This is a genomic window from Lentzea pudingi (assembly GCF_014646255.1).
GTDB lineage: Bacteria > Actinomycetota > Actinomycetes > Mycobacteriales > Pseudonocardiaceae > Lentzea > Lentzea pudingi.
Map to the genome: position 1 here is coordinate 128,283 of NZ_BMNC01000001.1, position 11,997 is coordinate 140,279.

Annotated in this window: 10 protein-coding genes; 1 reads left to right on the plus strand and 9 read right to left on the minus strand. The window is 69.7% G+C overall.

Features of this window, described 5'->3' with window-relative positions; all coding sequences use genetic code 11:
* Positions 1 to 414: 414 nt before the first annotated feature.
* The gene (locus IEY88_RS00655; protein WP_189152578.1) at positions 415 to 1,512 is read left to right on the plus strand and encodes an acyltransferase family protein; all 1,098 of its coding nucleotides are present in this window, start codon (positions 415 to 417) and stop codon (positions 1,510 to 1,512) included.
* Here IEY88_RS00655 and IEY88_RS00660 read toward each other — a convergent pair.
* The 9 genes from IEY88_RS00660 to IEY88_RS00700 form a co-directional block, all read right to left on the minus strand.
* Entirely contained in the window at positions 1,475 to 3,181 is a 1,707-nt protein-coding gene (locus tag IEY88_RS00660) for a 1-deoxy-D-xylulose-5-phosphate synthase (RefSeq protein ID WP_189152579.1), read from the minus strand. The two genes, IEY88_RS00655 and IEY88_RS00660, sit on opposite strands and share 38 nt — an antisense overlap.
* The gene (gene ispH / locus IEY88_RS00665) at positions 3,171 to 4,112 is read right to left on the minus strand and encodes a 4-hydroxy-3-methylbut-2-enyl diphosphate reductase (protein ID WP_189152580.1); all 942 of its coding nucleotides are present in this window, start codon (positions 4,110 to 4,112) and stop codon (positions 3,171 to 3,173) included. Before ispH ends, IEY88_RS00660 begins: the two co-directional genes overlap by 11 nt.
* Before the next feature lie 16 nt (positions 4,113 to 4,128).
* The gene (locus IEY88_RS00670; RefSeq protein WP_189152581.1) at positions 4,129 to 5,163 is read right to left on the minus strand and encodes a family 2 encapsulin nanocompartment cargo protein polyprenyl transferase; all 1,035 of its coding nucleotides are present in this window, start codon (positions 5,161 to 5,163) and stop codon (positions 4,129 to 4,131) included.
* Positions 5,164 to 5,189: 26 nt separating this feature from the next.
* Positions 5,190 to 6,590: a family 2B encapsulin nanocompartment shell protein gene (locus tag IEY88_RS00675; protein ID WP_229692970.1), complete on the minus strand. Its 1,401-nt coding sequence runs from the start codon at positions 6,588 to 6,590 to the stop codon at positions 5,190 to 5,192.
* Between the two features lie 35 nt (positions 6,591 to 6,625).
* Positions 6,626 to 7,630 (minus strand): terpene synthase family protein, encoded by a 1,005-nt coding sequence (locus IEY88_RS00680; RefSeq protein WP_189152582.1) that lies wholly within the window; start codon positions 7,628 to 7,630, stop codon positions 6,626 to 6,628.
* Positions 7,623 to 8,705, minus strand: a complete 1,083-nt coding sequence (locus IEY88_RS00685; RefSeq protein ID WP_189152583.1) for a terpene synthase family protein — start codon at positions 8,703 to 8,705, stop codon at positions 7,623 to 7,625. Before IEY88_RS00685 ends, IEY88_RS00680 begins: the two co-directional genes overlap by 8 nt.
* Positions 8,706 to 8,708: 3 nt before the next feature.
* Positions 8,709 to 10,115, minus strand: a complete 1,407-nt coding sequence (locus tag IEY88_RS00690) for a family 2B encapsulin nanocompartment shell protein (RefSeq protein ID WP_229692971.1) — start codon at positions 10,113 to 10,115, stop codon at positions 8,709 to 8,711.
* A gap of 406 nt (positions 10,116 to 10,521) precedes the next feature.
* The gene (locus IEY88_RS00695; protein ID WP_189152585.1) at positions 10,522 to 10,992 is read right to left on the minus strand and encodes a heme-degrading domain-containing protein; all 471 of its coding nucleotides are present in this window, start codon (positions 10,990 to 10,992) and stop codon (positions 10,522 to 10,524) included.
* Positions 10,989 to 11,996, minus strand: a complete 1,008-nt coding sequence (locus tag IEY88_RS00700; protein ID WP_189152586.1) for a Gfo/Idh/MocA family protein — start codon at positions 11,994 to 11,996, stop codon at positions 10,989 to 10,991. The genes IEY88_RS00695 and IEY88_RS00700 overlap by 4 nt, the downstream gene beginning before the upstream one ends.
* Position 11,997: the final 1 nt, after the last annotated feature.

Genomic DNA, 11,997 nt, shown 5'->3' on the forward strand with positions numbered 1-11,997 from the left:
TTGGGCTGGGGCGCTTGGGCTGGGGCGCTGCGTATTGGGGCGCGCTGCGTGTGGGGCGCTGACGAAGTCGGCCGGAACGGTTGTGGGAGTTTGCAAGCAGGGGCATCAGCGGGGCGCGGATCTTGAGGGCCGCGGACATGAGCCCTCTGGAGGCCGCCGCCGCGACGCCGTCTGCCAGAACCGCCGGTCCGGCACCGTCTGCCCTTCCTAGCCCCTGGCGTCATCGCCCTCGGCGCCGTCCGCTCTTCTTGGCCGCTGGTGTCGTCGCCTCCGGCGCCGTTCGCTCTTCTTGGCCGCTGGCGTCATCGCCTCCGGCGCCGTCCGCCCTTCATGGCCCGTGGTGTCATCGCCCTCGGCGCCGTCCGCCCCTCTTGGCCCTGGCGTCATCGCCCCCGGAAGCGGACCATGGACGGCGTGAGATTGTCCGCTGTGGACAACCTGAAGGTGATCCTGGTGGCGTGGGTCATCGGCGGCCACGCGCTGCTGGGCTACGCCGCGATCGGTGGCTGGCCCTACGACGAGGTCAACGAGGTCACGTTCCACCCCGGCGTCGAGACGGTGCTGGCGGCGTTGGTCGGGCCGTCCGGCCTGTTCTTCATGGGCACCTTCTACTTCATGGCCGGCATCTTCACGCCCGGCTCCATCGAGCGCAAAGGGCGGCGGCGGTTCATCACCGAGCGGCTTTTCAGGCTTGGCGTGCCGTGGGTGGTCAGTGCGCTCGTCGTGTGGCCTACGTTCGTTTGGCTGGCCTACAGCGGGGCCGGGCGCGAGGTCTCGTGGTGGCACGCGTTCACGCACCGGGATCCGTTGCTGGACAGCGGGTCGCTGTGGTTCGTGGGTGTGTTGCTGATCTTCAGCATCGGGGTCGCGCTGGCGCCGCCGGTCAAGGAGCGCGTCATCACGCCGCGGACCGTCGTGGGGATGACGATGGTCGTGGCGGGGACCACTTTCCTGACGCGGCTGGTGTTCCCGGCCCGTAGTGGGCAGGTCGGGGATCTGCACCTGTGGTGGTGGCCGCAGTGCCTCGGGATGTTGCTGCTCGGGGCGATCGGCGGGCGCAAGCTCGCGGAGCGGGTGCCGGACGAGATCTACCGCATGACGCGCACCGTGGTCGTCGGGACGATCGCGGTCCTCCCGGTCGCGGCGGCGCTCATGGGTGTGCTGGACCTGGCCGGGAGTGCGGAGCCGTTCCTCGGGGGCTGGAGGTGGCAGGCCGCCACCCTTGCGCTCGTCGAAGGAGTCCTGGTGGTGGCGGGGAGTGTGTGGCTCATCGGGCTGGCGCAGCGGCGGTTGGCGCGCCAGGGGCCCTTCGCCGAGGGGCTGGCGCGGTCCGCCTACGTCGCGTTCGTCGTGCAGGGGCCGATCCTGCTCGCCCTCGCCACCGGGCTGCGGCCGCTGGACCTTCCCGCCGAGGTGAAGGCGCCGCTGGTCGGGGCGGGCGCGATCGCGTTGTCGTTCGCGATCGGGTGGTACGTCACTTCACGCCGAGGCGCTTCAGCACGCTCGTCGTGATGCCCGCGGCGTCCAGGCCGTGGGCGCGCAGGATGCGGGCGCGGGAGTCGTGCGGCAGGAAGCGTGGCGGCAGGGCGAAGGTCGCCACGCAGGCCGGGGTACCGGTGAGGGCTTGGCCGAGGCGTGCGCCCAGGGCTCCGGTGGACGTGGTGTCCTCCACGGCCAGGACCAGGCGGTACTTGCCGCTGTACTTGACCAGGTGCGGGTCCAGGGGCGCGATCCAGCGCGGGTCCACGACGTCGACGCGGATGTCGTGCGAGGCCAGTTCCTCCGCCGCGGCCAGACAGGGGCCGGCGAGCGGGCCCACGGAGATCAGGAGCACCTCGGCGTCCGGCACCTCCCGCAGCACGTCGAAGTGGCTCACGTGGCGCATCGCGGGCACGTCCGGGCCGAGGGCGGCCTTCGGGTAGCGCACGACGGTGGGACCGTCCGAGACCTCGACCGCCTCGCGCAGCAGGGTGGCGAGCGAACTCGGATCGCGTGGTGCGGCAAGGCGCAGACCCGGCACCACCGGCAGCACCGAGGCGTCCCACATGCCGTGGTGCGAGGCGCCGTCCGGGCCCGTCACGCCCGCCCGGTCCAGCACGAACGTCACCGGCAGCCGGTGTAGGGCCACGTCCATCAGCAACTGGTCGAAGGCCCGGGACAGGAACGTCGCGTAGACGGCGACGACCGGGTGCAGGCCGCCCATCGCCATGCCGGCGGCGGACGTCACGGCGTGCTGCTCGGCGATGCCGACGTCGAACACGCGCGTCGGGAAGCGCTCGGCGAAGGGCCGCAGCCCCACGGGTTCGAGCATCGCGGCGGTCAGGCACACGACGTCCGGCCGTTCGGCGCCGATGGCCACGATCTCGTCCGAGAACGCGTCGGTCCAGGTCCGGCCACCGGCGGCACCGGACGCGCCGACCGCGTGCATGCGGTCCGCCTCGTCGGTCTCCGCGGCCTCGTACCCCTTGCCCTTCACGGTCTTGCAGTGCACGACGACCGGACGACCCAGCGACTTCGCTTCCCACAGGGCGTTCTCGACGGCGTGCACGTCGTGCCCGTCGACCTCGCCGATGTACGCGAGACCCAGCGCCTCGAACAGCCCGCGAGCCGAGCCGTTCAGCAACGACGCCGCGAAGCCGCCCGCCGTCGGGTCGTACGAGCGGCCGTTGTCGTTGAGCAGCACCACGACCGGCCGCGAGGAGCCGCCGATGTTGTTCAGCGCCTCCCAGCACATCCCACCGGTCAGCGCGCCGTCACCGACGATGGCGACGACCCGGCGGTCGGCCGCGCCCAGCTCGAACGCCTTGGCCAGACCGTCCGCATAGGACAGTGCGGTGGACGCGTGCGAGTTCTCGACGACGTCGTGCGCGGACTCGGCCGCGGACGGGTAGCCCGACATGCCACCGGCCTGCCGCAACGAGTCGAAGTCCGAGCAGCGCCCGGTCAGCATCTTGTGCACGTACGACTGGTGCCCGGTGTCGAACAGCACCACGTCCGTGGGGGAGTTGAAGACCCGGTGCACGCCGATCGTCAGCTCGACGGCGCCCAGGTTCGGCCCGAGGTGGCCGCCGGTCCGGTGCACCTTGGAGATCAGGAACGACCGGATCTCCGCGGCCAGCGCGCACAACTCGGAGGAAGAGAGCGCCCGCACGTCCGCGGGCGAGGTGATGTCAGCCAGCACGGCGCACCGCCAACGGCAGCGTGAAGGCGATCGTCTCCGTCGCGGTCGTGTGCGTGGACACCGACACGGAACCCAACGCCTCCAAGGCCGCCACGACCTCGTCCACCAGTTCGGGAGGCGCGGATGCACCCGCCGACAGCCCGACGGACGACACACCGGAAAGCCACTCCGGGTCGATCTCCGAGGCGTCGTCGATCAGGTAGGCCGGTGTGCCGCCACGGGCCGCGAGCTCGACCATCCGCACCGAGTTGGAGGAGTTCTTCGAGCCCACCACCAGCACGAGGTCCGACCGTTCGGCGACCTCGCGGATGGCGATCTGCCGGTTCGTGGTGGCGTAACAGATGTCGTCCGAACCCGGCCCGCGCACGTGCGGGAACTTCCGTTCCAGCGCCTCGATCACCTCGGCCGTCTCGTCCACGGCCAGCGTCGTCTGCGTCAGGTACGACACCGGGCCGGTGATCTCCAGCGCGAGGACGTCCTCCACGGTCTCCACGAGCACCATCTGGTCGGGGGCCTCGCCCAGCGTGCCCTCGACCTCCTCGTGCCCGGCGTGCCCGATCATCACGATGGTGTCGCCGCGTTCGGCGAACCTCCGAGCCTCGGCGTGCACCTTCGTCACCAGGGGACAGGTGGCGTCGAGCACGTCCAGGTCCCTCAATCGGGCCTCGGCGCGGACGGCGGGGGAGACGCCGTGCGCGGAGAAGACCGCCGTGGCACCGAAAGGCACCTCCGACAGCTCTTCCACGAACACGGCGCCACGAGCCTCCAGCGAGCGCACGACGTGGACGTTGTGCACGATCTGCTTGCGCACGTAGACGGGGCCGCCGCGTTGGTCGAGCAGTCGTTCCACGATCTCGATGGCGCGCTCCACCCCGGCGCAGAACGACCGGGGTGAGGCGAGCAGCACCGAACGCGGCGGATGTTCCGTCATCTGCTGCCTTCCAGACTCAGTGGTCTCGGTGGGTGACGAGCTGGGCGAGCGTGCCGAGTTCCACCGCCGCACGTGCGGTCGGGGAGGCCTCGCCGAGATGGACCAGCGCCTGCGTGTGCAGCTCGTCGGCCTGCGTCTGGCTCCACGCGCGACCACCGGCCAGATCGACCAGGTGTGCCGCCCGCGCAAGCGTTTCCGCGTTCATCTCCTGCTCGCCGAAGTACAACGACGCCAGCTCCGCGGAGGCCGGGAGGCCCGCGGTCAGGGCACGCACGACCGGCAGGGACTTCTTGCGGCTCACCAGGTCCGTCTGCGCGACCTTGCCCGTCACCGCCGGGTCGCCCCAGATGCCGAGCAGGTCGTCCACGTGCTGGAACGCCAGGCCCAGCTCCGCGCCGAACCCGCGCATCGCCTCGACCTGCCGGTCGGACCCGCCGCCGTACAGCGCGCCCAGCGCCGTCGAGGCGCCCAGGAGCGCGCCCGTCTTGCCGCGCGCCATCCGCTCCACCTCGGCCACCTCAACGTCGGAGCGCGTCTCGAAGTCCAGGTCGTACGCCTGCCCGTCGAGCAACGCCACGGTGGCGTCACCCAGGGTCCTGATCGCCTCCAGCGCCCGCGGGTGGCCTGATCCCGCGAGGACGTCCACGGCCAGCGCCTGCAGCGCGTCACCGGCCAGGATCGCCGCGTTGACCCCGAAGACGGTCCACGCCGTGGCCCGGTGGCGCCGGGTCGTGTCGCGGTCCATCACGTCGTCGTGCAGCAACGAGAAGTTGTGGATCAGCTCCACCGCGACCGCCGCCGGCACAGCGGCGGAGGCGGTGCCGCCGACGGCCTCGGCCGCCAGCAGCACCAGCGCGGGACGGATCGCCTTGCCGCCGTTCTCCAGCACCGGGTTGCCGTGCTCGTCGCGCCACCCGTGGTGGTACTCCGCGATCGTGCGCATCGACGGCGGCAACTGGTCGACGGCCTTGCGCAGAGCCGGGAGCACGAGGCCCCGGCTCCACGCGAGCACCTCGCCGGACGGTCTCCCGGCGGCGAGCGTCTCGGTCATCTCGCCAAAAGTCTCGGCTGTCATGGCTAGAGACCGATCTCCACGTTCTCCAGCACGCCCAGCGCGTCCGGCACCAGCACGGCGGCCGAGTAGTACGTCGACACCAGGTACTTGAGCATCGCGTGCTCGTCGATGCCCATGAACCGCACGTTCAGGCCGGGCTCGTACTCGTCGGGGATGCCGGTCTGGCGCAGGCCGACGACACCCTGCTTCTCCTCGCCGAGCCGCATGGCGATGATCGACGTGGTGCCGTTCTTGTTGACCGGGATCTTGTCGCACGGCGCGATCGGGATGCCGCGCCACGACTGCAGCGACTTGCCCTCGACCTCGACGGTCGGCACGTACAGGCCGCGGTTGTTGAGCTGCCGGCCGAACGCGGCGATCGCCTTGGGGTGGGCGAGGATCAGCCTGGTGTTGCGGCGCCGCGAGATCAGCTCGTCCATGTCGTCCGGCGTCACCGGGCCGGAACCGGTGCTGACGCGCTGCTTGAGGTCGGCGTTGGCGAGCAGGCCGAACTCCTTGTTGTTGATCAGCTCGTGCTCCTGCCGCTCGCGCAGGGCCTCGATCGTGAGCCGCAACTGGTGCTCGACCTGGTCCATCGGCTGGCTGTAGAGGTCGGCCACCCGCGTGTGGACGCGCACGATCGTCTGCGCCACCGAGAGCTCGTACTCACGGGGCCGCAGCTCGTAGTCGACGAACGTGCTGGGCAGGATCGGCTCGCCGTCGTGGCCCGACGAGATGTCGATCTCGGCCTCGCCGTGCTTGTTCGACGCGTTCGTCGGGTGCGCGAGCTGCTGCGCGATGTGCTCGCGCAACGGCTCGATCTGCCCGTTGAGCTGCGCGAAGGCGGCCCGCGACAGCACCACGGCCGTCGTCGGCGTCAACGCCCGCGCGGTGAAGCTCCAGTCCTTGCCGGCACCGGACAGCACCGGCTCGTCACCGATGTACTCGCCGTCCGCGATCGTGCCCAGCGCCACGTCGTCGCCGTACTCGCCGCGACCGGTCTTCGTGACCTTGCCGTGCGCGATCACGACGATCTCGTCGACGGGCGCGCCGCGCTGCGCGATCACCTCGCCCGGCTGGTACTCGCGCTGCTCGAAGCGGTTCGCGACGGCGGTCATCACCGCCTCGTCCTCGAACCCGCGCAGCAGCCTGAACTCCGCGAGCTCCTGCGGCACGATCCGCACCTCGGACCCCACGGCGGTGAAGGTCACCCGGCCGTCCCCGATCGCGAACGTGAGCCGCCGGTTGACGCGGTACGCACCACCCTTCGCCTCGACCCAGGGCAGCATGCGCAGCAGCCACCGCGGCGAGATGCCCTGCATCTGCGGTGCGGACTTGGTGGTCGTGGCGAGGTTGCGGGCGGCCGCCCTGGAAAGGCTCAGCTGCTTGTCCTCGACCCCAAGACCCGGATCGGTAACAGTCACTGCAAGTCCTGCCAATCTGTTTCAGCGGGATGGAACTAGCGGACGAGAACCGCCGCGGCGGTGCCCAGTCCGGTGGGGCGGTGGAACGGTTTCCGGGTGGGGACCGGGGAGTAGCTGAATCTCGCGGATCTCCGCGTCCAGAGCAGTTCGCCCGCGAGCCACGACTTCAGGGCTTCGACGTACCGGTGCAAGCCGGCCTTGGCCTCCGCGTCGAGGCCGTACTCGTCGGCGATCGACGGCAGCTCACCGAGGATCGAGCCGATCTGCCGCAGCCGGGCCGCGATCAGGTCGGCGACCACCGACACGGCCTGCTGCGTCTCGCAGCCGAAGAACTGCCGCACGGCGAGAACCGCGCTGGTCGTGCTGCCGCCGGTGGCGTAGGTGTGGTCGAAGCCGACGATTTCCTGCCGCAACGCGGGAACGTCGCCGAACGAGTCCACCAGCGCCCGCATCGTGCTGTTGCGCAACAACTCCTCGGGCAGCTCCGCGCCAACGGACTTGCGCGCGAGCTTCGCCGACAGCTCGGTGGCGATCGACCGGCGCCGCATCTCCACGAGGTCGATCGGGTCGGGCACGCGGTTCTGGGCCGTGTTGTGCAGCTCCCACAGCAACGCGTCGAAGAACTCGGTGAGGTGCTCCGAGTCCTCGGCGTCCAAAGTGGACCGCGAGACCAGGTCGGCCAGGCCCTTCTCCGCCGGGTTCGTGGCGGCGGAGCCGCTCAGCACCACCTTCAACCCGGCGACGAACGCCTTGCCGCCCGCGACGTCGCGCGACCGCACGAAGGGCCGGAACGCGTCGGCGACGTAGAAGCCCCACGTGTGCCAGTCGTTGATGTGCTTCAGGACCTCCAGCCCGGAGGTCGGATGGGTCAGCGGGCCGAAGCTGCCGTAGTCCGCCGCGTCGTAGAACGCCTCGGTCCACGGCACGCCGCCGAGCATGCCCATGTCCCGCACCCACGTCCTGGTGTGCTGGCGGACGCGGTCGACGTGCGGTGAGAGCCTTGCCGCGAACGGCATGTCGAACGAGGGGACCTCAACCACGGGGCACCCCCAGCCACGCCGCGGACGTGCCCAGGCCGGTCGGCCCGCGCAGGATCGTGCGGAAGAACGCCGAGTTCCCGGCTCCGCCGCCCTCGACCTTCGTGTAGCGGCCGGCGTGCAGGTGCCACTCGTGGCCACCGGACTGCCAGTCCTGCAGGCCCTTCACGTACTTGAGCACGCGCGCCTGTTCCTCCGGGCCCAGCGCTTTCTCGGCGAACAGCTGGGGCAGTTCGGTGAAGACCGTGTTCTCGAACTGGTGCAGCCGCGAGGTCAGCAGCGTGTTCACGGCCTCGACGGCGGTCTGCGTGTCGTGGCCGAAGAACTTCTCGAACACGAGCACGCCGTTGGAGTTCTCGCCCTCCCGCAACACTTCCCGTTCGTACGAGAAGATGTCGTTGCGCAGGTGGATCGCGTCGGAGAACGTGTCGGACAGCACCCGCAGCGGGCGGGTGCCCGCGACGGACGCGGGCACCTCGGCTGCCTCGGAGACCTCCACCAGGTTCGCCGACCACGGTGCGCCGCCCACCTTGCGGCGCATCTCGATGTACTCGATCGGGTTGGCGACCGTGCCGCTCTCGATGTTCTTGATCTCCCACATGCACTCGAGCAGCAGGTTGTGGGTGCTCGTGGTGAACCGGCGCCGCCAGTCCTGCGACATCAGCGGGATGGTCCGCTGCCACAGGTCGACGAGGCCGCGCTCGGTCGGGTTGACGGGTTCCGGCCACGGGTCCGTGCCGTTGAGGGGCATGAACGCCGGCAGCCGGTCGAGATACGCCTTCGCACCCGACACGTCCTTGCTCTGCTTGAACTCCGCGAAGAACTCGTCGTCGAAGTAGAACACCCAGACGTACCAGTCCGTGATGAGGTCGAGGATCTCCGCGGGCGCGTCCGGGTGGGTCCACGCGCACATGTGCCCGTAGTCGTCACCCGCGAGGATCTCGTCGGTCCACACCCCGGTGTCGAGCATCCCCATGTCCCGCGCCCACTGCGTCGAGTGGGCGCGGGCGCGTTCGAGGTGCGGGTTCATCCGCGCCGGGTGCGGCACGTAGAACTCCGGCATGGTGAAGGAGGCCAAGACCTATCCCTCGCGGCCGAGCTCGACGTGCTCCAGCACACCGATCGCGTCCGGCACCATGATGGCGGCCGAGTAGTAGGCGCTGACCAGGTAGTTGATGATCGCCTGGTCGTTGATGCCCATGAACCGCACCGACAGGCCCGGCTGGTACTCGTCCGGGATGCCGGTCTGGTGCAGGCCGATGACGCCCTGGTTCTGCTCGCCGGTGCGGATCAGCATCACCGACGACGTGCGGGTGTCGGAGACCGGGATCTTGTTGCACGGCAGCACGGGGATGCCGCGCCAGGCCGGTACCTGCTGGCCGTTGAAGTCGATGTGCTGCGGGTAGAGGCCGCGCTTGTTGAGCTCACGGCCGAACGCGGCGATCGTGCGCGGGTGCGCGAGGAAGTACCCGGGGTCCTTCCACACGATCGACAGCAGCTCGTCGAAGTCGTCCGGGGTGGGCGGGCCGGACCGGGTGTGGATGCGCTGCTTGAGGTCCGCGTTGTGCAGCAGGCCGAACGACCTGTTGTTGACGATCTCGTGCTCCTGGCGTTCGCGCAGGGCCTCGATCGTGAGCCGCAACTGCTGCTCGACCTGGTCCATCGGGTGGTTGTAGAGGTCCGCGACCCGGCTGTGGACCTGCAGCACGGTCTGGGCGACGCTCAGCTCGTACTCGCGCGGGGACTGCTCGTAGTCGACGAACGTGCCGGGCAACACGGGCTCGCCGTCGTGGCCGGACGCCAGGTCGATCTCGGCCTCGCCGTGCTCGTCCTGCGGCTTGTTGCGGCTGTTGAACGTCTGCTGGATGTGTGCGCGCAGGCCGCCCGCTTCCCCGTTGAGCGCCTGGAAGTCGGTCCACGACAGGGTGAGCACGGTGACCGGGGTGACGGCCTTGGCCGTGTACTCCCACTCGCCCTGCGGCCCCGCCAGCACGGACTCGCCGAAGTACTGGCCGTCCGCGAGGTTGCCGAGCACGGTGTCGCCGCCGTACTCACCGGTGCCGATCTTGTCGACCTTGCCGTGCGCGATCAGCACGACGGTGTCCTGCGGCCGGCCCTTCTCGACGATGACGTCGCCGATGCCGAACTCCCGCTGCCGGAAGCGGCCGGCGAGCGCGGCGAGGACCTCCTCGTCGTCGAAGCCCTTCAGCAGCGCCAGCTCGGTGAGCTCCTGCGGCACCACGCGGATCTCCGCGCCGATGTTCGTGAACGACACACGGCCATCGCCCAGCGTGTAGGTGAGACGGCGGTTGACGCGGTACGCACCACCAGCGGCCTGCACCCAGGGCAGCACCTTGAGCAGCCAGCGGGAAGTGATTCCCTGCATCTGCGGGACGGACTTGGTGGTCGTGGCCAGATTACGCGCGGCGGCCGTGCCCAAACTCAGCTGCTGACGGCCCTCATTGAGGTCAGAATCCGTCGCAGTCACAACCTGCACCCACCCATCTCAATGCGCTAATGGACCAATCCGATAAGCCGGAATGGACGTTAGTTCGCGCTGTTGAGGGCTGTGAAGGGGCCAAAAAGGCGACATTCGGGTGGGTGGTTTACGCCTGAAGATGCTACGGAGAGTGCAACTGATGCACTACGCAACCGTCGTTGTATCGGCAGGTGGGTGACCACGTTCTATTCGATACGGTATGGAATAGGACACTCGTTTGGCCCAGTAGGATCACCCTTTCGAGCGTGCTGGGACGCCTCGTGCGGATGTTATAAGACACCACTCCGAGTGGGGGGAAAATCCACTCGAAGTGGTGTGTGTCAATACAACGTTACGCCTCTTGGTGATACTGGCGGGTGATTGCTCGATTTTGTACCGACGACTATTCGTGCTATTACGCCTCGCGGGCGTTCAGGAATGATTCCAGCTGGGTGACGACGAACGCGTGGTCCTCGGCCTGGGGCAGTCCGGAGACGCCGACGGTGCCGACCGGGCCGGTCCCGCGCAGGATGATCGGGAAGACGCCGCCGTGCGCCGCGTACAGGTCCGGGTCCAGGCGCGACTCCGCCTCGAACGTCGTGCCCTTCTCGCGGAACTCCGTGCCGACCTGGAACGAGCTGTGGCCGAACAGCTCGACGACACGGGCCTTGCGCTCCAGCCACCGGTCGTTGTTCGGCGCGGTGCCGGGCAGCGCGGCGTGGAAGAGGCGGTGCCCGTTGCGCTGCACCGAAATCGCGATCGGCAGGCCCTGTTCGCGGGCCGCGTCGAGCAGGTGCAGGCCGAGTTCGATCGCGACGTCGTTGCCGAAGCGGGCGAACTGCAGCCGCCGCTCCTGGGCGAGCAGTTCCTCACTGGTAGGGCTCACAGGGACACCACCCGGTTCTCGCGTGCGGAAAGGAAAGCGGCCTCGATGACCCGCAGTGCGAGCACGGCGCCCGCGGGGTCGACGGGGACGCGGCCGGCCTGCAGCTCAGCGTAGAAGTCCTGGTACGCGCCGGGTTCGACGGTGATCTCGGTCGTCTCGCCGAGGAGGCCGAGCCGGCCGGTGCGGTCCTCGTGGCCCCAGCCGGGACCGGTCGGGCGGCGGCCCGCGCCGAGCGCGTCCTCCTGCTCGTCGAGGCCGCTGATCTCGAACGCGCCCTCGCTGCCGAGCAGGCGGAACCTGGGCCCGTGGTGAGCCGCGTGCGCGTTGGCCCACAGGTGGGAGCGGACGCCGTTCTCGTGCGTCAACGCGACGAACACGTCGTCGTCCACCTGGGCGCCGGGGCGGCGGCGGTCGAGTTCCGCGTAGACGGTTCGCACCGGCCCGAACAGCTGCAACGCCTGGTCGACGAGGTGCGCGCCGAGGTCGTAGAGCAGGCCGCCGGCCTCCTCGGGCGCGCCGGACTCACGCCAGTTGTCCCAGATCTCCGGCACCCAGCGCTCGAAGCGGGACTCGAACCGCCGGACCTCGCCCAGCCGTCCGGTGATCTTGCGAACGGTCAGGAAGTCGCTGTCCCAGCGGCGGTTCTGGAAGACCGTGAGCGGCACCCCGGCGGCCTGCGCGGCGGCCACGAGCTCGGCGGCCTCGGCGGACGTCGGCGCGAACGGCTTGTCGACGACGACCGCGACACCCTTGGCGATGGCTCGCTTCGCGTAGTCGACGTGCGTCTTATTCGGCGTGGCCACGACGACCAGGTCGAGGTCCAGCTCGAACAGCTCGTCGGCGGTGACGATCTTCGCGTCCGGGTGCGCGGCACGGGCCTGCGCCTGCCGCTCCGGGTTCGCCGTCACGATCGCGACGAGGTCCATGCCCTCCGTGGAGGTGATCAGCGGGGCGTGGAAGACCCGCCCCGCGATGCCGTAGCCCAGAAGTCCGACTCGAGTCATG

Bases quoted from the DNA above. Each gene is read 5' to 3' on its own strand.
- ispH (WP_189152580.1), bottom strand. From the start codon at position 4,112: ATGACGGAACATCCGCCGCGTTCGGTGCTGCTCGCCTCACCCCGGTCG.
- IEY88_RS00670 (WP_189152581.1), bottom strand. From the start codon at position 5,163: ATGACCGAGACGCTCGCCGCCGGGAGACCGTCCGGCGAGGTGCTCGCG.
- IEY88_RS00700 (WP_189152586.1), bottom strand. From the start codon at position 11,996: ATGACTCGAGTCGGACTTCTGGGCTACGGCATCGCGGGGCGGGTCTTC.